This window comes from Pseudomonas serbica (assembly GCF_028823535.1).
Lineage (GTDB): Bacteria > Pseudomonadota > Gammaproteobacteria > Pseudomonadales > Pseudomonadaceae > Aquipseudomonas > Aquipseudomonas serbica.
Genome location: NZ_JAQIYM010000090.1, coordinates 422,204 through 444,099, shown reverse-complemented (window position 1 = coordinate 444,099; position 21,896 = coordinate 422,204). Strand labels below are relative to the sequence as shown.

Sequence of the window (21,896 nt, the reverse complement as noted above, 5' to 3'; positions counted from 1 at the left end):
TACACTGGAGGAAGGATTTCTAGAAGGAAAATGTCGTGTCGGATACTCTCCAGCAGCTGATCAAAGAACAAATAGAGGCGAAGAATCAGCCGATGGTGGAGGCCTTGCTGCATAGCATCGTCCCTCTCCTTCCTGTCGACCAAAAAGCAACAATGGGCGGCATACTGATGTACGACATTTTGCAGGATGAAGATCCGGCGATGATTGCGTTGTTCTCCCAACACTTCGAATTAACCGATGCGATGGCGGCAGGTTACTTCCTGGATCGCAGCATGTTTCGACGCAAAGACCGAGATGCAATGCCGGTAGCGCTGAATACCCTGAGCGAAAGCTTCGGTAACGTGTTCATCTCCGCCATCATTAAGGGCGATTTGGACATGGTTCGTGTTCTTCAAGCGGAGCATCCAAATAGGCATATCGAGCTGTCTTTCTCCACCGTCGATGGGCGGCTGCTGGCCGATGGTCAGGAGGTGAAGCATCAGTTCGAGGCTATGCAGAACATTGGGGGTGTACCTCAGTTTCGCGAGCTGATGGAAACTCTGCTGCAGATCGTTCAAGACAATAAGCTGGATCAGGATAAGTTTCTCTATTGGATGTGCGCCAAGGTGCACTTGAATGAAGCTGATGAACTGACGGCGATTCAACCATTTACAGGAAATTTGCCCTCGATACGCTCAGGGCAAATCGATCATCCGGAATTGCTGTTGGCCTTCATCGAGGCCCAGGACAGCACGTTGATGAACGCCATGCATAGCCGGCTATTCTGCTGGGTGAAGACCGAGGAGACCAGTGAAATGCCGACTGGGGTGGCGTACGCTCCAGTGAAGAGGGCCACTTGTTACACCGAGTCATTCGACATAGGCATTTTGTCGACGCCAGCGGCATTCACTGAGCCATTGCAGTTCACCAAAAACAATGATGACCGTAAAGCTCTACCGATTATGGATCAATGGCCATGTGTTGACCTTGGTATTGAAGTGGTGGGGGATGAGCTAAGCAAGACCACCATCTATGACGATAAAATTAGGCAGAAAACACTGCTGGACAGCCAATTTATCGGTTTGAATCACCCTACTGGTTACACACTGATGTCCGTGGACATTGATGTATTGAAGTCCTTCGACCTTGGACGGGTTGATCATGAGGCGTTGGCTCATGCGCGAGAATACGCCCAAGGTTTCTACAGCTCAGAATTGCTGTGTGCACGCTATCAAGTTGATAGTAATAAGACTGCAAGTTTCAGAAAGGAATTGAAGGGCGAATCTGTTGCCGATCTCTTTAATTTCGCTGCAAAAAGCACGGATCGTGAGGCTATCTTCGACAGTTTCGAGCACACCTTTTGGAAAAACATTTTCCACGCATTCTCGGTGGTTATCGGGGCGCCAGGGATAGTTGAGGCAAAGGAGCGTTTTGGCTGGACAAACGCTGACGGTCGCCACGGCTTCAGACTTGATGAGAACACAATCCCACAACTCTTCAATGCTGGTTACGTTTTCGCTCAAGATGGACTTGGTGTGAAGACTTCGTACGGGACTTCAACGACCAGCGAATGCGCTGTCCTTAACCGCCAAGTAATTTCAATGGGCGGCTGGCCCAGTACCGACCCTAGACCAACGGATGTTGAGGACGCCCTGAAAATGGGTATCCGGAAGAAGGGTCAAAGTCTGTATTCCATCTATCTCAATGTGCATGGAGCAGATGCCGCGATCCGGGCCTGCAAAACCACGGCTCAACATGAGTACATCCTGAGGATCTTCACGCAGGACGAGATCAGGCCTTTTGCGCACAAACTCCCGCTGAAGCAACTCGGCGACGTTTTCTCACGAGACATCGGGCTTTAACCGCGTTCTGCGCGGGCGTAGAGCGTGCGCACCCATTCCAGGGCTTGTTCCGACGACTGCTCGTCGATGAGCGAGTACTGGAACCCTTTTTTGCTGACGCGGGTGCGCACATTCTCACCTATCTCCAGCTCATTGGGGGTGCAGTAGAATTCCACCATCAGCTTTGGGTATTGGGTTTCGGTCACAAACAGGCGGCCCAGGGGGCCGAATAAGCCGAACTCATAGGCCTGGCCTTGCTCCTCGACGATTAGGTCACTGGCGATCTCATAGAGCCCATCCACGAACACCAGAAACCGTGCCTGGCTTTCCTGTGGAGCTCTTGCGAGGGCCTGGGAGATGCTCAGCGGGTGTCTTCGAGTGGCAGGAGGTCTCTTGGCCTGTAAATAGCCTGGGCGGCGCTTGGAGGCGACTGTGGAGAGCGACAAAAGGCCGGACTCGAAGAACTTGTAGGTGACCAAGTCGAGGTTGGCCTCGAATTGGTGGATGGCTTCAAGGTCATACCGGGCGAAGTCCTTGGCGATGCAGATCACCCTGGCCCCTGACCAATCGATCTGCCCGGCCACCGCCGCCCCCAAACGATTCTGCACGAGCAGTTGAAACTCAGCTTGATGGGTGAGTAGCCAGTTCAGGTAGAACAAACCTTGGTTGATGACGGTGCTTTCCACGTCTCGTTTGAACTCAACGATGATCGGGGCGTTGTACTGATCCAGCCCCAAGGTATCGATGCGCCCACGATGTACTTCACCGGTGCTGTACTCACTCGCCAGAAACCGAACCTTGAGCAATGGCTCGAGGTGGTGTTCCAGCACCTGCTGCAGATCACGCTCGAGGGCGATCTGGGAAGGGTGGAGTTCGTGGCATTCGTTATCACGCAAGGAAAACAGCTGGAAAGAAGTCACAGGCCACCGGTAATGCTTGTTTGGCAATTGATGGTCATTATTCACTTTTTTGACCGTCAGGAAAACAAAAACCCCAAGCCAGGCTTGGGGTTGGGTGGTCTATCAGTGGAAACTGTCGTGCTTGGCAAGATCCCACAGCGTTCGGTACTCGGCGTTTGTACCGCGTCCGGAGAGCAGCTCACCTTCCAGTAGGAAATGGTACAAGGAGGTGTAGTTCATGATCCGGGTGTCGGAAACGCGTCGCATCATACGGGCCGGACTCAGTTCTTCCGTCGACGCCATCCCGGCAGCGCCCAGGATATCAGCGACCGAGATCAAGGTGTTCTTATGGAAGTTGAAGACCATCTCGCCTTTGTTTTTGACGTTCAGTGCTTTTTGGCGAATAGGATCCTGAGTAGTAATACCCACCGGGCAGGTGCCGAGGTGACAGGTCTGACTGCCAATACACCCGAGTGCGAACATAAAGCCCCTAGCGATGTTGATTCCGTCGGCGCCGAGCGAGAGGACGCGAACGATATCGAAGCCGCTGATGATCTTGCCGCTGGCGATGATCTTCACTTTGTCGCGAAGGCCGGCGCCTCTCAACAGGTTGTGCACCACGACCAGGCCATCACGCAGAGGCATGCCCATATGGTCGGAGAACTCTTCTGGGGCGGCACCGGTACCGCCCTCAGAACCGTCGACCACGATGAAGTCCGGGGTGATGCCAGTGTGCAGCATGGCTTTGACGAGCGCCGCCACTTCCACCAGGTGACCCACGCAGAGTTTGAAGCCAACAGGTTTGCCACCTGAGAGTTCACGCATCTGCTGGAGGAAGTTGATCAAGCCATCCGGGCCGCTAAAGGCGGAGTGTTTGGAAGGCGAAATGCAGTCCTGGCCCTGGGGTACGCCGCGTGCTTCAGCGATCTCTTTGCTGACCTTTGCACCGGGCAGCATCCCGCCTTTGGAGGGCTTGGCGCCCTGGCTCAGCTTCAAGAGTGTCATTTTGACATTAGGCTTTTTTGCCTGGGCTGCGAACTTTTCAGGATCGAAAGTTCCATCATTTTTGCGGCAACCAAAGTAGCCAGTACCGATCTCAAAGATGGTGTCGTTGCCATTTTCCTGGTGGTAGCGGGACATGCCGCCTTCACCAGTGTCCAGCGCAAAATTACCTGCTTTGGCGCCACGGCCCAGGGCGCGAATGGCATTTGCCGACAGGGCGCCGAAGCTCATGGCGCTGATGTTCAGCAACGAGGCAGAGTAGGGCTGAGTACAGGCGGGGCCACCGATGGTGATGCGCAGGGACTTAGGGTCGACCTTTACGGGCTCAATCGAGTGGCTGATGAATTCATGCGCTTCATCGTAAAGGTTGTCCAGAGTGCCAAAACTCTTGTCCGCGTTGATACCGCGTGCACGGCGGTAGACCATGGAGCGCGCCGAACGACTGTATGGCACCTCCTCATGGTCGGCCTCCCAGAAGTACTGCCTCAATTCTGGTCGGATGGCCTCCAGCAGAAAGCGAATGTGTCCGGTGATGGGATAGTTCTTGAGGACGGCGTGCTTGCTCTGCACGATGTCATAGATTCCCAGCAGGGTCAGGACTGCGAAGGGCAGCATCCAACCGAAGCTCAGGTAGTCGTAGTAGGCGCCCAGACTGCCCGCAACTGAAAGCCCGAGGCAGAGCAGAAACACCAGGTGACGCTGGAACAGACTTATCATGCTACTTACTCACAATCCAAGTTCGATAGAGAAAACGACACCCCTGAGTACCAGGGGCAATGATTCGATTTGTGCCGGCGATAGGCTGCAGATAGAGGCCAGGCGCTCGGTTGGCTTTTTATTGATCAAGGTCGGGAGAATCCGGTCGATCAGCGTCGGGTATTGCGTAAGAGCGGCTTTTGCCCGGTCAGCGTTGGCATTGCCACCGTCGTCGAGGAAAGTCATAACATTTTTGTAACAGTTGTCCTCACTCATCAAGTCGATGGTCACAGTGCCCTGCATCGCATGATGATAGAAATCTATGCTGGCCAGTTCATTGAGCACGGAGGAGGCTGCCTTGTAATCAGGAACGTTGTTTGACCATACGGTTGTGCGGCTACCGAAACGTTGCACATTCAGCGGATCGAGCAGCGCTGGGAAGGCTTTGATCAGCGTTTTGGTGACGGCTTTCTGTACATCGATACCAAAGCGTCGACTCACATAACCATCGAACAGCCCTGCAAAGCTGCTCTCTTCCTTGTTCCAGTGCGCCTGGTACTCAAGGATCGGAGGGCCCAGGAGCTCTTTGGCCTCAAAGTGGAACGCCGGCCAGCAGTCAGGGTAATGCACCAGCACATGGCCGATGAAGTTTCGAATTTGTAGGGCGTGGATCTTGGCGTCAAGGTTCGGGAACAAGACGGGGAGGATCACGGCCAGGCGCCGCTCCAGTTCGAGGGTGGTCTGCACCACATCACCACCCGCCAGTGTCCAGAAATAGCTGGCATTGACCAGGGACATTACGAAGTCGTGCTCGAAGTCGCGAGAAACACTTCGATCACGACTCTTGATCAGCGCTTTGAAAGTCATCACGGTTTTGGCGCCGGCTACCAGTGTGGCCGCCGACGGTAGTCCATTCAGAGCGAATGTCTCAGCACATTCCCTATCCAGCCCTTCACGGGTAGTGGACAACAGATCCCCCAGGCAATCCTGAACTCCCTGCGTGTAGGTCAGGCTTCGCAGAACATGGAGGTGCCTCTCATGCTCGAAACTGAATTTGGTGGAGTCGGGGAGGTTGTCCAGTCGCTTGACGGCGTGACGATGCAGCTCAATTGCGCAGGGCTGGAGGATACTGACTATCTTGCACCCTGGATGCAGCATGAGTACGTGAGCCAAATCCATTTCCAGGATTGTCGGCAACAACTGTACTGTGCCTTCGAGATAGTGACGGTCATGGACGTGCGCGGACGGATCAAAGCCTGACCTCACCAAGGCCAGGGCAAACAGGCCAAAGCCGAGCCGAGGCTGTAGTTTTTCGTGGAAGTCGGCTAGCGCCTGCTGAAGTTTGGAATACTTATTGAACGGGGCAGCATTGATGCGTCGATAGTCTTCGAGCGAAAAGTCGTATTTCTCGAAAAACTTCGACACGTGTTTGGCCAACCCCATGTCAAACGACTTGGGGTCAAGGTGTTCAAACGGCCAATAAACAGGGTAGTTGGAACCCATCCTGAGCATCCTCCTGGTTGGTGGGGTTGACGCGAAAAGGGGCCGAGGGCCCCTTAAGTGCGGATTATCGATCCCCGAGGAACTCTCTGACCGTGGGGCCGACTTCCTCGTCTGCCAGGATTTCGTCGAGCAGATCCTCGGGAATCTCACGGTCTTCATGCAGGATCAGCGGGAACTGCTTGAGCGCCACCAGAAAGGGTTCCTTCTCGGTCATCTCGTTATCGAAGGGGATACTCGGATCAATTTTGATCATCAACGACAGCAGTTCCGGGGCTGTGTCCCAGGACAGGTTCGGGTGCAGCGGCAGGGCGTCTTCGAACATCGCTCGCTCGCCACAGCAATCGAATAGGTCGCCACGCTGGCCGACCTTTGTAGGCAGTGCGCCAACCAGAGGGCCATAGCCGGTGTTGAACACGTATACATCACCATCCGCCAACAGGCTGCGGTAAAGGCCATCACCACGACCGTCGAAGACATTGTCCGCACCGGTGATCACGATGACATCTTCAATGCAGCGCGCTTTGTGCACGGTCAAGCCGTCGCAGGCCATCACCTGGGTTTCAAGCAGGCATTCGTGTAGGTCGAGCATTTTCAGAAATTTCTTGGAAGCATTGAACCGGGTAGCGCGATGGGGAGTCAACGCCTGTTCCAGCTCGTGCACGGAGCCGTAGACAAAAATGTCGCGCTGCTCCAGCGGCAGGCGCTGCTTTACACCGTGAAACTCTGCCAGGAGGTTGCCGACCGTGTTACAACCCTGGGCGGAGTTTTTGAGTTCGTTGATCAGGACTTCAGGATTGCGATGCAGACGGGTCATCAGCCACTTGGTGTAGATGCAGTCCGGTGTCGGGTCAAAGCTGGAGACGTACTGGATCACACTGAGGTCGTCGCCAAAGGACGCAATTGCGTCGGGAAGGCGGCCCTTCATTGCAGTCAGACGTTTAAGGGAACGGTCGAAAACCAGCTTATCTACAAGGGCAAGATCCAGCATGAGAGGGGTCTCAGGGAGAAAGATGCGCGATGGTAGCCTGGCTTGTCAATTGACGCAATAAATTGGAGATATTTCGTCAATACATGCCATTCGTTCATACAGGAAAGGGCTCAAACAGATCCTGACCTTAATCTTTTCGCGACTTTCTGGGGTGTGAGCTCTGGCGAAAACTGTGGTCGTCAAAGCCGTGGGCCACGATGCGGTCTTTATCCTTGAGCTCAATCATCGGACTGCTCGGAGCGCCCAGTACCCCAGAGATGAACATCGAGATTTCCTGGAAGGCCTCCACTGCGCCAACAACCCGTTGGAATTCGAAATCTTTCAGGCATGGGTTAATGATCGCACGGCCCGGCGAATAGACGAACGTGGCCATCTGATGCTTGGTGAACAGGTCGACGTCGTCGAAATTGCGGATGTGTTCATCGTTAAACCAGTCTTTGATGGTTTTTATGGAGCCATCACGCAGAAAGCGTTGCACGAGATCGATTTCAAGCAGGCGCTCTGGGACGTCTTTCAGGCGCCACATCAGGCAGTCCGTCATAACGATGTCACGGTATTGCGTTTGATGCAGGTTGCCGGTCTTAGGATCGATATGGGTGAGCAAGCCCTGGTAGACCTTTCCGCAAAATCCGATGTAGATCGAGCAGACCTTGGAGCTCCGACGAGTAATATCGCCTTTGAGATCTTCAAAGCGACGCAGCGACTTCTCGATGTCCGCTACTACTTGGGCATCGTCGCCGGACTTGGCGTAGTAGTCCAGCTCACGCCGGGTGCGGTTGAACACCACGGTGTTGTCGATGCCGAAACCAACGCTGGAGTCGTAGTAATCCCGGAACGGGCTATTAATCCGCATGACACCTCACTTGAGGATGAGAAAATTGAACTGGCCAGCAGTGAAACCGATCACCAAGCCGCACATCAGGCCTGAGACCTTGCTGGTTTTGGGGATCAGGTCGAAGGTGGCGCAGGTTAAGCCAACAATGCCGACCACAAACCAGGCAATCGGCATGGGAAAAAGTTTGTTCAGGATCAGCATGAGGATCAGTGTGCCGGCCAACAGCACCATGGTTTCGACCATGTCCGGCTTGTGCACCTGAAGCCCGAATACGACGGAGTGCAATTCTTTTTGCTTGAATAGGGGCATACGGCGCGATCTTATTGTCGGAATGTGAAAAACCGCACCGAAGTGCGGTAAGTGCGGTCTCACCCTACGCCGATGTCCAACCATCGCCGGGGTACCATCACCATCTCTTGCGGTTGGACGCAGATGGGTCAGCGCGCACTGCCACTCTAAGCGAACAGCTCAGCCTCAACAAGCCCTAAACGCGTTGCATGCCCTTCAGAAAACGTTCAGGCGCCTTACCCCAGAACTGTTTCGTGCGCAGGTCGCGGTACAACACCAATACAGGGTGTTTCCCATCGGCCATGCCCTCGTTGGCGAGCCCTATGCAGTAATAGTCATTACCGTTTTCGTGGTGCCAGGCGGTATCGGGTTCGATGGGGCGGTGCTCGTCGATCCGGGGTGGCGAAATGGCTGGGTCGGTGACCACATCCGTCGCAGGATCGACAGCCAGCAGGGCGCCTGTTTGGCGGTGCTGGAGGACAAGGAGTAGTGGATAGGCCGAACGCGACGCGGCGTCGGCCTCTTCATTGATCAGCCCGAGCGTGAAGTAACGTTCGGGACACAGCGCCTTAGCGTTCGTTTGAGACATCAGCATCGGCCTGTCTGCGTTGTTCGCGACGAATGTCGGCGCCCAGGGAGCTGTTGAAGTCGGCGGCGAGCTGGTTTGCGACGGCCACGAAGTTGGCGTCCTTGCTGCCGGCCATGAAGCCTTCACGCTTAGCGACTTTGCGCACGTGCGGTACAAGGAACTCGGAGAGCTTGATTTCCGGGTAGCGGTTGTCGGCGATGATCTTGGAAACGGCGGCGTGCACCGGCTGGTCGTTGAGGAATTCGTCGTTGGCGAATTCGTAAACGCAGTCGATTTCATCCAGAGCGTCGGAGTCACCGCGCATAACGATGACTTCCAGGTTGTTTCGAGTGGTTCTCATCGGTTTCATGGACATTCCCCTGAAGTAAGTGATGACCGTTTCATTCATCCTAGCAAATGAGTGATTTCAGGGGGAAGACCGTGATCGCGTCAATTGATGGCTAACGTTTAAGGCCTCTGGTCAACCGCTCAGGCTTGTTCCCGTTGTCATAGTTGATCAACTTCTTGACCACCAGAACCCGCTGCTCATCCATCGTACCAAACTCGCACTCCATCACCGGAATGCCGTCGACCCCGGCAGAAATGACGTCAGGAAAGTCGGTTTTAAGGACGTCCCCTACCTTCAGATTCATGAACTGTTCGACGGTGAGCCCAATGTCGAGCAGTTTCGCCTGGATCTCCACGGAGGTTTCCTTAAGCTCCATGGCCATAAGCTCTTTCCAGAGGCGCTCTTCCTCGGGGTTGCTCTCGGTCAGCGGCCCGCTGAGCTTGCCGTGTACGGGCTCAACCATGAGGTAGGGAAAGGCGATATTGAAGTAGGTATCCAGCACGCCCTGAGACTCCAGGCGGAAGGTGGTGTTCACCACGACTTCGTTTGATGAGCTGGTGATGTTAGCAAAGCGGGGCATCATCTCGGAGCGAACCACACCGATTTCAAGCGGGTAAAGGTCTTTCCAGGCTTCTTGGTAGCTGTTGATGGCGTGATTAAGCAGGCGGCTGATCACGAGATGTTCGGTGGGCGTGAAATCGCGACCCTCGGTCTTCATGATTTGCTTGCCTTCGCCGCCGAAGAGGGTTTCAACCGCCCAGAAGATTAAGGCAGCTGGGAATACGATCAACCCATTTCCTCGTAGCGGCTTCATCGCCACGATGTTGAGGTTCGTTGGCGCCGGCATCTTTTGAGAAAATTCGCTGTAGCTTTGGTAATCGACCGAGACGACGCTGACGTCAGCTGTGCGACGCAACAAAAGGAACATTGCGGCCCTGAAACTTCGGGCGAAGCGCTCGTTGATGATCTCAAGCGCGTGTAAGTTGTCGGTGACAACCCGGTGCTGAGTGGCGGCGTTGTAGGGCCTGACACCACCACTATCTGGAGCCGCTTTGGCTTCAGCCTTTGGGCTGTCACCGCCCATGAATAGGGCGTCGATCTCGTCCTGTGAGAGCATATTTGTCATCTTGTTGCACCACCGATAAGGTCAATGTTCCTGTTGGATGCCTGGGCAACCCTCGACAGACGCCAGGCAGCCTGAAAACACTCATGTCTTCAAAGGCGCCTATGGATAGCGAGTAGTTACGACAAGCTCCGTAGATCTTCAGTCGGCCACTTTATCGTAAAGCTTGCGGTGCAGCGACTGTTTTTACATAGTAAGGGCGCCCGGTTGGGCGCCCATCCGACTAGACGCTGAAGGTACTGTATTGCGGATTGAGGTCGGGGCGACGGTTTAATAATTGCGGGGCTGTTTTGGCTTTGAAGCCAGGCGTCAAACACTGACCCTCGGTGTTCTGATCCAGCGCCGCGAGAGCGACAACCACCTTGAAGGCCACCCATTGAATCGACAATTCGCGGTCGTCGAGTTCAAGCGCGTTTTCAGTTGGCAAACCCACGATTTCTCGAAATTCGTCGAGCGACTGCGATTGCAGGATGGCTGGAAAGTTGTCCTCAACGATCAGCGCTCGTACATAACCACGGTCGATGTCCCGGTAGCAGATACTCACGCAGCGCGCATTATCGCTGGCCTCATCGGTGATAATGCCCAGGGGCCGCGTCAGGTTGACGTAGTCATAGAAGGGCGCCAGGGAGTAATGCAAGGCCTTGGCATATGGCATGAGTGTCACAAGGAATCCAGGCATCTCAACCCCTTCGAACGAATAGCGCTTGGGGGCTGCTACCGTAAAGCTTTCATGGGGGAGAGCAAACCTACCGGTGGGGATTGAAATATCACCCTTGAGCAATGTATTCAGCGTCGCCGCGTTTTCAGGCACCAAGATATGACTGCCTTGGCGGCGCCAGAAATACTCCTCCGCCATGATTTTGAAGTCCATGGTTTTCACGAACTCTGGGATCATTTCGAAGGTCTTGGTCAAAACCTCCTTGGTGGACATGCTCTTTGCGTTTTTATCATCGCTGTGTTTCTTGTACTCATCCACGAGAAAGTCAGTCATTCTCGGGTAGAGGGTGTATTTGGCCTGTTCGTGTTTGGTGGCCATGTTTCGTCCTTGTGTTTCATGCGATTTATAAGATGTCGATTGCCGCTACTTTGCCATATTTGAAAAGCCCTGTCGAAAAATGCAAAAACGGCCCGTAGGCCGTTTGGATGTGTGCAGTGTGATCAGGCGTGAACGACCTGGCCCTCGATCACGGTTGGGCCGTAACCCGCCAGCTGCGCGGGATTCGCCTGGAAGAACTCATCAATGATGACCAGCAATTGAGCATGGGTCAGCACATAGTCATTGATCAGACGATCCGCGATGATCCACGTCAGATCTTGGTAGCTTTCCAGAAGCTGGATGGCGTGAGAGTACAGGTACGCCGACTGGTCGTTCATATCCGCCAGGCGGGAAGCCCCTGCATCAACACCAATTTGCTGAAGCTTTTTGTAGCTCAGTTTTGCGCCATTCTGGAACCCGATTTCGTTGTACATCAGGTCGAGCAAATCAGTGGCACGGGAGATATCGTCACGACCACCGGATGTCACGTTGCCAGAACCGAACATAATTTCTTCGTTGGCCATTCCGCCATACAGTTCGATGATGGCTTCCTTGTAGTCGTTGAAGCTGCTCAGCGGAACGTCTTTCTGTTTGTTGAGCACAAACCCGAGCGCACCGATCTTCGACACGGCCTCGGTGGAAATCTTCAGCGTATCGAGGGTGTCGGGCAGGGTCAGCAGGTTACCTTGGCTTTTGATCAGGGCGTGGTGCATCTTGATGATGAAGTGCCCGGCCTCGTGGACAGCGATTGTGCGCCGAGCCAAATCCATACCCTTGGTAGTAGCCCTGTCAGTCAAGCCGACCGCTTCACGCTCATAGGCACGAATCAATACGTCCTGGGAGATTTGCACCTTCTCCTGGATCGCGATGAGGCTTGCACGGGTCATCAGGGTGTTGAGGTCAGCCGGGCTCATCCCGCCACTGATCATGGCCAGCTGGTTGAGGTTGACGTCATGAGAGATGTTCTTGCTCTCGCATTTGCCGATCAGGCGGTGCAGAAGTTCGAGCCTTTCCTCTTCATTAGGAAGGCGGAAGTTGATCTTGTGCTGAAAGCGCCGGAGCATCGCTTTGTCCATTGGCGTCTTGGTTTCGTCGAAGTTACTGGCGAGAATCCAGATCACCTTGCCTGACTTTTTAGAGTTCACGCCATCGGTCATGCTGAGTAGGGCGTTGCTGGTATCGTTTTCGGATCTGTGCCTATTCCCTTTGTCACGGGCGCCCAGCAAGCCTTCGGCCTCGTCCAGGAAAATGATTGCACCGTTCTTATGCTTCTTCGCGCTGTTCAGCAGGCGGCGTAGTGTCTTCGGGCCACCACCCACATACGACGTCTCAAGTGAGGCGCCAGAAGCGTAATAAAGCGGCATATCAAGGCGTTTGGCGATGCAGCGAACGAGCACCGTCTTACCGCAGCCAGGTGGGCCGGTGAACAGCATGTTGTGTGGCTTGACGATCCCGTGCTCTGCAAAGAGCTTCTTGTCGAGGATCATCTGCTCGACCTGCAGAACCTCGGATTTAATGTCGGCCAGGCCTACAAGGTCATCAAGATCATCCTGGATGTCCTTGGGTTCGGTCATCTCTTGTTTGTTACTGGTCATGGAGCCAGTCAGCCAGACAAACGCACCCACGAACAGAAGTACCGAGAGGATGGTACCGAGCAGTGTGTAAGCGTACTTGCCGGCACTCTTGGCCGTTTGTGTGGCTATCAAGGCGTTTGGATCGTGACTCACGCCAAGCATCTTGCCGACACCGGACAATGAGTTGGTTACCCGGTAGTCAACTTCAGGGTGATCCTTCAGAAACTGGGACAGCACCAGCTCTTCGTACTGGTTGAAACCATCATAGTTAAGGGAAGGGTAGAGCAGGATCAGAGGGTTTGAGGATCGGCGCATCAGGATCTGACGCTCGCCAAACACTTCACCACTGACAAGGATGATCTGCTGTACGTCTTTGAGTTTATCCCCCTTCATCTGGAAGATTTCATCAGACGTGTGTACTTCGTACGCGTTGGTAGGCTTTTCGGCAGCACCGTCCGCAGGCGTTTCGACCACTGGCGCAGGGTAAAAAGTATCGACTGCCACGTAAGCCGACATCCCCAGGACGATGCCGAGGGTGACGCCAAGGAGCAGTTTTTTCATCAACGGTGACATAAAACCTCCGGAATGTCGGGGGATTATTTCATCGTTCCATCAATTGTCAATAGATAGTAAACGTTTGAAACCCCTGTTTTTAAAGGGGTTTCGCGGGGATGAAACAGGTTGACAATTTAAGCTTAAAAAGCAGTTCCATTCGCTAGATTGTTTCAGACATACTGAGTGTAGGGGTGATAAATATGCATACAAATAGAACATTCCGGCTCGACGATGACGAAGTCAAAGCGGTTTTCGTCGGCCTGCAAGCTCATCGGTTGCATGAAGTCTACGACAACAGCTCGATGAAAGACCTGCACGAGGTGCTGGTTGACGTTTTCCAGTCTGAAGTTTGGAAAAATCCAAAGTATTACGACCAGCGCAACGTATTCATTGAAACAATCAAGGGATTGAACGCTGATCCGGCAGACCACCGTCGGGCTTTCCTGGCGATGGCTGAGGCCGCAAACCCCCACGCCGTGGTGGCTTACATGCGCTTGTTCGGCGGCAAGGATCGGGTGTTCCTTAAAGATCACTCGGCCTTGATCACGACCGACGAGCTCACACAGATGTTCAGGGACAGGGGTTCGAACATGGCGCCTGTCAGTCATTTCCTGTGCCGCGCAGCCACTTCCGGGTTGCCGGGGAGCATTCCGCAACTGTGGAAGGCGGTCTCGAAAGCGTATGACCCAAATAACCGACTCAAAGAGCGCATGCAGGAAGGCATGTCAGCGTTGGTCAGGCGTTTTGGGCTCAAATCCCTAGGTATCGGAAAGACAGACCAAGACCATGCGCCCTGGGTGGACAAGTTCTTCAATACTGAACTGGTCGATGTTCAGGAGGTAGCCAGCTCGATCCTCGCCGGCCAGTTGATGAGTCGACGCCTGAGCAAGGAAGACCTGCTGGAGACACGCCCAGACTTCGTCGGGAAGATGCGCATGGTCAATCAACTGGGCTTTGACATGAAGGACTTTGACGTAAAGCATGTCATCCGCACAGAAGACTCGAAGCATCGTGCCTACCAGATGCGCATTGAGGAACAATTGACGCGATAAAACGCCGCGTCAATACTAGCCCCTTTTCAAGCAGTGAAAGGGGCTCGGCCAATGCGACCAATGCTGAAAAAGACTCTAATGTTGACGAGTCTTCTTTTTGTTATCCATTCTTCGGCCAGTGCCGCCGATGCCGCCAAACCTGCAGAAACGCCACCGGATCCGCGAGCCCCGTTTTCTGCGGCCATGTTCCCCCTGATTGAGAAAACCCAGCAGGCTATGGCTGAGTCGATGGCCCCTATCGAATCGCCGCTGGCGGATGTATTGGTCGATAAGACCAAAAAGCTCCTGGCCGATAAAGTGGTGTATCAGCACCTCGTGGATATGGCGTATGAGCGCAGCAAGATCGACGATGTCAGTGAGGAGCCAGAGCACTACGCCAAGCAGGCGTTGGCAGCCTTCAATGCTTCGCTGCGCCTAACGCCGGGTGTGATGGGCCGCGCAGCGTTGATTAACAGGGCCAAATTGCTGTCGCAGGTCTCCGACTACTACAGCAAAAACAAACCCTCGATGTGCCGTTACATTCCGGCTGATTTCTCCATGGTTATGTCAGTCGATTCCCCTTGGGTCGCCGGCGTAGAAGAGGACGTATTTAATCAGGCACTCGACGACGAGACCGATGCGATCAAGCGCATGCTGGCCGGCACGCTGCCATATGGGGTGAATGATTCCGACGCCCAGATGGTCTTCGCGAAATTCGCTGGGGAGTGGCTTGGCGGCCTGGACGCTGACACTCGTTATCGCATCGGCCTGGCTAAAACGAATGGAAACTATTGCCTGTTGTGGAAGTACATGTTCAAGGATTTCGCGAACATGTCCGAAGCCTACCCTCGCTCCAGCGATAAAGTACTGCGCCCCGTACTTACGATGATGAGCCGTGGGTGGTTGGATTCAGGCCTGTGGTCGTACGAAGTCGCCCCTACTCGACCACAATCTTCAGAGGCTGAGCCAGACGAAGAGGGGGCGCCATAGGCGCAGTTGTGAGGGCCGCTACGCCTATGCTGTAATGAAAAGAAAAGTGGAGAATTGTCATGAGCACTTCCGCAGAACCATCACCTTCTAGCCTGGACACCGTGGGCGCAGCCGCCACTCCAAGCGTGCCAAGCCCAACCCCTGCCGCTGTCAAAGCCGGCCTGGATGGGGATCCGCTGGCCGATGAAATGAACAACGCTCACGATGCGCTCACGGCAGCAGCAAAAGATATCGCTCCGGATGACGACAACAATCCCCCTGACCCTGAAAAAGAGGCGAAGGCTTTGGATACGGCCCAGAGAGAATCTGATCGTCTACGTGACTACATGATGCGCCAGAATGGGCCCATGAAAATGACGGTTCCTATTGTTGAAGAGGCGATCAAGGCATTCATGAAGTTGCTGAAGGATATCTATAATCTTCTCAGGGGGAAGAAAAGTGATCCTTCGCTCTCGTCCGACAGTCCTGGGTTGATCGCCAAGCGTGACTCAGTGTGCAAGTCCATTGAGGATACTCAAGACGTGGTGCAGGGTGCTCAAAACGAAGCGTCCAAAATCAAGCAAGCCGAACTCGACAAGTCCGACATCGAGAACGACGGGCCGTCGCCAGACTCCCCTGGTGCAAAAGCCATGGCGCCGAAGTAACCTCGGTACAAAACGGCCCCCCGAGTGGGGGCTTTTTCATTTTCGTTGAAAGTTGAGTTAGGTGGTTAGCATGCTGGTGTTGATTCTTGAATGGTCGGGTACCTTCACCGGCATTGCCGGTGCCTTGCTGGTGGCTAGTAACACGCGCCACAGCGCCTGGGGCTGGGTCAGCTTCCTGATCAGCAGTTCGTGCATAGCGGGCTTTGCCTGGCTCACTCAAGCCGACGGGCTGTTGCTCCTGGAAAGCTGCTTTATTCTGACCAACCTGCTTGGCTTGTGGCGCTGGTTGCTGAAACCGTATATTGGTAGGAGGAAGGGCCAACAACAGTAAGGCTGCACCATGTCTTGGAACATTACCCACGATCCCCTTTATCATGTCGAACTGGATTGCCAGTTTACGGAAAGGATGAAAGGCCTTCGGTTTCGACGTGAGCAGCTTGAAATTCTCACGCGCAGCACTGATATCGAGAGTGGGTTTGCCAAGCAGGCACCCATCTGGCTGTCAGAAGGAAAGTCACTCGACGTGGTAGAGGCGTTCCTCCAGGGCCTGGCAGAAGCGGGGCGGAATCTGGATCATCACGCCTGTTTCAGCACCTGGGCCGAACTGGTACATGCCGATCCGATGCGATTTTTCGAGAACCTGAATTTTGCCAATTATCCGTTGGACTTGGCCAAAACGCCGAACCCCTTGTTCAGCAAGGACGACAGCTTTGCAACGCTGAACGCTCTTCTAGCCCTTGATCCTGTTCGTTGCCTGCAGATTCCAGGCTTGTTGTCTGGCGCCTGGAAAGCTGGCGCGATGAACCCAGAAACCCGCGACCTGGCTTTGATTGGCATTTTTTCAGCCTTCACCCGTTACACTCGCTATCAAGAGAAGCACCGACATCGGGACAACTATGAAATCCCGTTGGAAACACATGCCAAGAATGTGTTCAGTCAACTTGGAAAAGTGATTGATCTGAATTTCAGCGGTTTCCTTGAGCAGTTGCCGGACAGTCCGCAGGAAATGACTCCTGTCTTGCATCGCTACTACGGTAAGTTAGCTGGGGAGATGAAGAATGCTGAACATCTGCTGCCACCCCTGCCTATACCGCGTCAAATGGACTCTAACGGTCACCCCTATGCCTTGCTATGCCTAGGACTTAAAGCCAAGCTGGTGAGTACGCCTGGGCATATCAAATATCTTGACCGCGTGCGAAGCAAAAATGAGAAAAGGCGATTCTCACCCAATTGGGAGCAAGACGTCTTCTCACGGGTAATTCAGAACGATTACAGCGATTTGAAGCAGATACGCGCTGCCGTACGCTCGTACTCGCTGGAAGCACATCATATTGAAATGCTCGAAGAGCGCGGCCTGGTTAAACAATACCTAAAAGGCCTGCCGGCAGAAGAACGTGAATTTCTTATTGCCAAGGATGTCGTACCGGTTCGATTAATTGTCAAAGTAAAGGAACTGGGCAATAAATTCGGTCAAGACTTGGGTTTGTAGTGTTGACACTGAATGGCCATCTTCCTATGCTCAGGTAACGGATTTCTGAGATCACTTTATGCTCATCGACCCAAAACCTCTGTTGGCGTTCAGTGATTTGGATAAGCGCGAGCAATCAGTGTTCATGCATCGGTTTATTTCAACTCTGACCGCTGAGCATGCCTATCAGGCGGTGCTGTTGACCTGCGCTCAAAACGGCGCCTGGGCCTTCATGAGCCGGTTTCTGAAGTTACCGCATGCCCGTGATGGCTTGTGGGAGATCATTGACACCCTGCAAAGCTACGCCTACAACGCGCAAACCATTCCCCAGTTGATGGCAGCTTTGCCAAAAAAGTTTCGGCACAATGAAGGCATGCGGGCTCTGGTGTACCCTTTTGAAATTAAAAACTGGGAACTGGCCGAGGTAGCTTTTGAGCATGGTGCGGCGCCGGGTGAACAACTGTTTTGCAAGGTCTGCCACGACTATACGTTTGAGCCGAATGACTTCTCCAAGCAGTTCATTTCTCGTGCGATCAAGACGGGTAAGGTTAACTGGAAGTCTATGTTGGCTTTCAATGACTATGCCGACGGTTTTGATCTAATCAGCAGGGCAGCCCAGAACGACACCCGAAGCCTGTACGTCGTGGCGTCTGCTGTCATGTCAAATGGGGAAAAGCGCCGGCTGCTTCATGCTGTGACGGAAAAGGCCACCTTGAATCATTACTTGCAACACATGGAGTTTCCAGAGAACTGGCGCACTTATTTGAATTTGCCTATGAGGGCACTGATCTTTTCAGAAGATCTAGGGGTTTGAAGAAATTGGCTGCTATTCCTCTTCCTGGCAAATGCCGTTACAATGGATTAACGGTTAGTGCAGCATAAGGGACGCGGTCAATGGTTGAAGACATTGAAGAGTGCATTCAAGATCTAATGACACTCTGCTCACAACATAAAGTCCCCATGTTGTTGGCCATCCAGGACACCCCAAGTAGTTATCGAGCCCTCGGTGCGAATGAGAACCTCGCAATGGGTCAGCAACTTCGCCACATGCGTATGTTGATCCGCGCCGGCGATATCGACTCTTTCCTACGTAACCTGATTCGCGAGGCCGAGCAGAACGGCCACCGCAGTATCCTCCTGCGTGCTATGGGCATCGCGGAAGAGCCGAAGAACTAACAAAAACCCGTCCGAAGACGGGTTTTTGTAATATCTCATTTACCAGACTGGCTGCGTTTCCGCTTCAGGCATTGGTTCCTTCGGACGTCGTTTGGCTTTCGGGTTTTTACCCTTTTCGATGAGTTCGTCGATTTCCTCAAGTGAGTGGAATTTGCAACGCTTGAGGGTGTTTTTGTACATGATTTTCTCGTACTTTTTCGACTCGAAAGTTTCAGGTTTACCCAAGGTGCCGACCAGGTGGACGATGTCACCAGGCTTAACCTCGAAACGGCCTGATGCTTTCCACTCAAACAGCCGGTTTTTCTCATCGTACATCGTGATCTTGGTCGTATAGCCCCATTCACCTTCATCCACGTATGCAGAGGCTACTTGCATGTTCTTGAGGGGAAGGCGCTCGCCTTCCTTCCCGAAGTGCTCATTAGCCAGAGAGGCGCCTTCCAACGGCTTCGCCATCTTGCTCAAGTGCGTCTCGTAGGACTTGATGGAGCTGCACAGTAGGCTCGATTGACGCATGGTCAGGTGGCCATACTTGACCAGGCTCAACAGGTTGCACCAGTAGTCCTTATCGCGCCGCTCAGGGTCAGCCTCAGCTTTGAGGATGTGGTCTCGAACAGCTTTCGCTTTCTCAACGACCTCAGCAGGGTAGGTTGGGGAATCACCCTCGGCGTCGAGCCTGTCACCCAGGGCTTGGAAGGCTTCGTAACCAGAGGAGCGACCGGATTCGTTGAACGTCAGGTAGCCGTGTTCTTTGGTATGCATGACAGCTTCTTTGAGGAAGTCCATCACCGGCACCACCGAATGGTCATCGACGACCGAAAAATCCACATCACTGTATTTTTCGATGGATTCGACCGCTTTTTCGTAGGCCGCCTGCCAGCTGCGGATCGAAAGCCCGGCGAATTCGTCCACGCAGCCACTGCCCACGCGCTTGATCTCATTGTTGATTTCAAGGGTGTACATGTAGACGCGGATGCGGTTGGTGCCGCAGTGATCACACAAGCATGGCGTGTCGGTCAGGCGTACCTGGACATCCTGCTCGGGCGTCAGTTTGGTAAAGGTCTTGTGCTCCATCCACTGCGTTGTCTTGTCGACCGTGGACAGCGCCAGCATCTTGACCTCGCCCTTGGGCCCATCGAGTTCACGATTGAGCTCGACCTTCATCACAGGCAGCAAGCGGCTGTAGAGGCCGAAGTGTATGCGGCGGATGATAGGCCCAGTGATGTTCATCTCAATGAGCGGCGCTTTCGATGCGCGAAGCTTTTCGTTGATCGCATCAATCCGCTGCTGAAGTAACGGCATACGGGTCTCAAGGACGTAACGTTCTTGCTGATGTCTGATCTGCATGCTCATAACTCCATGGAGGAAGTGCGATCAAGGTCGCGGCGGCTTTTAGGCAGGCAGCGATCAACGAAAAGACCGAAAGTCGACTTGATATGACCCAGGTGATGATCGTCACTGTCAATTTCAGTGCTTTGTTTGGTAACCTTCGCCACGCGTTTTTCCGCGTTGAAGGAAATAGACATTGCCCCGTGAGCCAAAGTTACAACGCCTCGACCTTCCTGGCAGACCTGATCGATCTGGCGGCGAAGCTCACGGCGCTCGGTTGGAGTACCGGCAAAGCCCTTTAATTTGTCCTGCAGGTCGAACAAGCCGTCGCTGAACGTATGGCGATAAATGTCGTTTGGATTGACCTGGTAGGTGCCAGCACGATCCAGCCAGGCCTGTTGTTGACCGGGGTCAAAGGTGTTGTTGCCAACACAGGTCTCATAGGCCATGTCGGCAAGGCTCAGGGGCCCCAGAGCATCCAGACGCCGACGATAGTCGGCCAGGTAGCTCTCCTGACCACCAATGCCATCCAGCTCCAGGCGCTTGCGCTCATCTGCCACGAGCGCGTTGATGATGTCATCGCGGGGCATGGATTTTGGAATGGTCAGGTAGAGCTCTTCAAAGATCTCCTGAGGCAGGGCGGTGAGGGCGGACATGGTCGTTTCCAATTTTATCGATTTCTTTCAGTTTAGGGATGTATTGACAGTCGCTGCAATAACTATTGATGAATATTATCGGCAAATCGCATACTGAATAAAAATTGAGGGAAAAGGCATGACCACAGCACTCGAGTTGGACTTCAAAAACGACTCCATTGAGATTGAAGATCCGAGCGATCAGGACAGCTGGGTTAAGGCTTTTGAGCCTCTGATGCAAAAATGGGCACAGTCAGAATATGGCCTGAAGTATGAGCAACGCGATGATGACTTTGATGCTAAAAAATCGAAGTCTCTTAGCGAGTGCGTTGGCATTGCAATGAGTAATTACCGCAAGGAAGTGGCTGATAGTCTGGTGAGTGATGAGCCATTTACTGAATGGCAATACATACTTGGCGATGCGATTAGTTGTGAATTATATGGCGAGATGGGCAACGACCACGATGCTAATGATTATTTCCTGCATGGTGAAACCTTCACTGCCCTGTATGAATGCATCAGTGAAGCCATGGAAGAGCATGACGGCCCTGTCTGCGACCTTGACGAATTGATCGATGAGATTCGCCACCAAACTCGCTACAAGATGGAGGACTTGGATTACACAACGATTTTCGATGAGGTCGGAAAGCAGACTATTAAGCTGATGTACGTCCCAGGGTTTGATCCCAACACCCAAAACGTCGATAATTTTGACATCAACCCCTCTGAAATAAGTACCAGAGCGCCGGGCCTTGGCCATCAGGCCCTGCTGAACCTGGCGCGAGTCTCGATCCCTGAGCTGATGGAGATGGTGGAGGTTGACCAAGATGACAGTGAGCTTATTGATGCTTGGCTGGAGCTGGAAGACCCGGTTGCTAAAGCAGAGGCGGCTGGCCAGCCGCTAACACCGCTCTTTACGTCGAGTGATGACCTACAGTCGTTGTTTGAAAATACCAATGGGAATAGTTACGTGTTGCCATGCTGGGTGGGATCACTGACCTTCAATGATCTTAAAAAAATCGATCCAACTAAACCTCTAGAACTTAGTGGTGGGATTGTATTTTTCAATGATTATTCAAACGGATCAGGCTTCGACGTACATCTGGATGATTCAGCAAAAATCATTGTTCCGCCTGATCACTTTCTTGGAAAGGAATATGGCCACAGTGTAGAGGAAACATTCGGCTTAACAAGAAGGAGTCTTGCCGCAAATATCAAGAATCATGAGCCAATTGTTCCTTTGGTCAAGGTTGTTGAAACTGGCCATATGGAACCGGAATTCTCCTGATCGTGACAATTCTTGATCTATGTGGAAAATGATCTAGAATGGAGGAAGGTAAATGGGTTGGACATCGTCGGTGACAAGGCCAACCCTCAGGATAAAGGCGTT

22 protein-coding genes are annotated in these 21,896 nt (G+C 53.3%); 9 read left to right on the top strand and 13 right to left on the bottom strand.

The window, feature by feature from the left end:
- Positions 1-35: 35 nt before the first annotated feature.
- The gene (locus NQL71_RS32725) at positions 36-1,841 is read left to right on the top strand and encodes a hypothetical protein (protein WP_274644993.1); all 1,806 of its coding nucleotides are present in this window, start codon (positions 36-38) and stop codon (positions 1,839-1,841) included.
- On the opposite strand, the gene NQL71_RS32720 is transcribed toward NQL71_RS32725, so the two are convergent.
- From NQL71_RS32720 to NQL71_RS32670, 11 genes are all read right to left on the bottom strand, one after another.
- Positions 1,838-2,740: a PDDEXK family nuclease gene (locus tag NQL71_RS32720; RefSeq protein WP_274644992.1), complete on the bottom strand. Its 903-nt coding sequence runs from the start codon at positions 2,738-2,740 to the stop codon at positions 1,838-1,840. The genes NQL71_RS32725 and NQL71_RS32720 overlap by 4 nt on opposite strands.
- A 102-nt stretch (positions 2,741-2,842) precedes the next feature.
- Positions 2,843-4,438 (bottom strand): FMN-binding glutamate synthase family protein, encoded by a 1,596-nt coding sequence (locus tag NQL71_RS32715; protein ID WP_274644991.1) that lies wholly within the window; start codon positions 4,436-4,438, stop codon positions 2,843-2,845.
- Positions 4,439-4,447: 9 nt separating this feature from the next.
- Positions 4,448-5,920, bottom strand: a complete 1,473-nt coding sequence (locus NQL71_RS32710) for a hypothetical protein (RefSeq protein ID WP_274644990.1) — start codon at positions 5,918-5,920, stop codon at positions 4,448-4,450.
- A 64-nt stretch (positions 5,921-5,984) separates the two neighbouring features.
- Positions 5,985-6,908 (bottom strand): hypothetical protein, encoded by a 924-nt coding sequence (locus tag NQL71_RS32705; protein WP_274644989.1) that lies wholly within the window; start codon positions 6,906-6,908, stop codon positions 5,985-5,987.
- Between the two features lie 127 nt (positions 6,909-7,035).
- Positions 7,036-7,761 carry a hypothetical protein gene (locus tag NQL71_RS32700; protein WP_274644988.1) on the bottom strand — a complete coding sequence of 242 codons (726 nt, stop codon included), beginning with the start codon at positions 7,759-7,761 and terminating at the stop codon, positions 7,036-7,038.
- Between the two features lie 6 nt (positions 7,762-7,767).
- Positions 7,768-8,052 (bottom strand): hypothetical protein, encoded by a 285-nt coding sequence (locus tag NQL71_RS32695; protein ID WP_274644987.1) that lies wholly within the window; start codon positions 8,050-8,052, stop codon positions 7,768-7,770.
- A gap of 175 nt (positions 8,053-8,227) precedes the next feature.
- On the bottom strand, positions 8,228-8,620 hold the full coding sequence (locus NQL71_RS32690; protein ID WP_274644986.1) for a hypothetical protein: 393 nt from the start codon (positions 8,618-8,620) through the stop codon (positions 8,228-8,230).
- Positions 8,601-8,969: a hypothetical protein gene (locus NQL71_RS32685; RefSeq protein WP_274644985.1), complete on the bottom strand. Its 369-nt coding sequence runs from the start codon at positions 8,967-8,969 to the stop codon at positions 8,601-8,603. Before NQL71_RS32685 ends, NQL71_RS32690 begins: the two co-directional genes overlap by 20 nt.
- Before the next feature lie 91 nt (positions 8,970-9,060).
- Positions 9,061-10,074: a flagellar motor switch protein FliM gene (fliM, locus tag NQL71_RS32680; RefSeq protein WP_274644984.1), complete on the bottom strand. Its 1,014-nt coding sequence runs from the start codon at positions 10,072-10,074 to the stop codon at positions 9,061-9,063.
- 220 nt (positions 10,075-10,294) lie between these two features.
- Entirely contained in the window at positions 10,295-11,107 is an 813-nt protein-coding gene (locus tag NQL71_RS32675; protein WP_274644983.1) for a hypothetical protein, read from the bottom strand.
- Positions 11,108-11,229: 122 nt separating this feature from the next.
- Positions 11,230-13,254 (bottom strand): AAA family ATPase, encoded by a 2,025-nt coding sequence (locus NQL71_RS32670; protein ID WP_274644982.1) that lies wholly within the window; start codon positions 13,252-13,254, stop codon positions 11,230-11,232.
- Positions 13,255-13,436: 182 nt separating this feature from the next.
- On the opposite strand from NQL71_RS32670, the gene NQL71_RS32665 reads away from it, so the two are divergent.
- The 7 genes from NQL71_RS32665 (at position 13,437) to NQL71_RS32635 (ending at position 18,545) form a co-directional block, all read left to right on the top strand.
- Positions 13,437-14,288, top strand: coding sequence for a hypothetical protein (locus NQL71_RS32665; protein WP_274644981.1), 852 nt, complete (start codon positions 13,437-13,439; stop codon positions 14,286-14,288).
- A 51-nt stretch (positions 14,289-14,339) separates the two neighbouring features.
- Positions 14,340-15,257: a hypothetical protein gene (locus NQL71_RS32660; protein WP_274644980.1), complete on the top strand. Its 918-nt coding sequence runs from the start codon at positions 14,340-14,342 to the stop codon at positions 15,255-15,257.
- Positions 15,258-15,316: 59 nt separating this feature from the next.
- Positions 15,317-15,901, top strand: coding sequence for a hypothetical protein (locus NQL71_RS32655; protein WP_274644979.1), 585 nt, complete (start codon positions 15,317-15,319; stop codon positions 15,899-15,901).
- Between the two features lie 70 nt (positions 15,902-15,971).
- Positions 15,972-16,232: a nicotinamide mononucleotide transporter gene (locus NQL71_RS32650; RefSeq protein WP_274644978.1), complete on the top strand. Its 261-nt coding sequence runs from the start codon at positions 15,972-15,974 to the stop codon at positions 16,230-16,232.
- Positions 16,233-16,241: 9 nt separating this feature from the next.
- Entirely contained in the window at positions 16,242-17,390 is a 1,149-nt protein-coding gene (locus tag NQL71_RS32645) for a hypothetical protein (RefSeq protein WP_274644977.1), read from the top strand.
- Positions 17,391-17,448: 58 nt separating this feature from the next.
- Positions 17,449-18,183: a hypothetical protein gene (locus NQL71_RS32640; protein WP_274644976.1), complete on the top strand. Its 735-nt coding sequence runs from the start codon at positions 17,449-17,451 to the stop codon at positions 18,181-18,183.
- A 212-nt stretch (positions 18,184-18,395) separates the two neighbouring features.
- Positions 18,396-18,545 (top strand): hypothetical protein, encoded by a 150-nt coding sequence (locus NQL71_RS32635; protein WP_274644975.1) that lies wholly within the window; start codon positions 18,396-18,398, stop codon positions 18,543-18,545.
- A gap of 39 nt (positions 18,546-18,584) precedes the next feature.
- On the opposite strand, the gene NQL71_RS32630 is transcribed toward NQL71_RS32635, so the two are convergent.
- Positions 18,585-19,889: a hypothetical protein gene (locus NQL71_RS32630; RefSeq protein WP_274644974.1), complete on the bottom strand. Its 1,305-nt coding sequence runs from the start codon at positions 19,887-19,889 to the stop codon at positions 18,585-18,587.
- A gap of 2 nt (positions 19,890-19,891) precedes the next feature.
- The gene (locus NQL71_RS32625) at positions 19,892-20,527 is read right to left on the bottom strand and encodes a hypothetical protein (protein ID WP_274644973.1); all 636 of its coding nucleotides are present in this window, start codon (positions 20,525-20,527) and stop codon (positions 19,892-19,894) included.
- A 118-nt stretch (positions 20,528-20,645) separates the two neighbouring features.
- Between NQL71_RS32625 and NQL71_RS32620 the strand changes: the two genes are divergently transcribed.
- Positions 20,646-21,794, top strand: coding sequence for a hypothetical protein (locus NQL71_RS32620; RefSeq protein WP_274644972.1), 1,149 nt, complete (start codon positions 20,646-20,648; stop codon positions 21,792-21,794).
- The last annotated feature ends 102 nt before the right edge of the window (positions 21,795-21,896 follow it).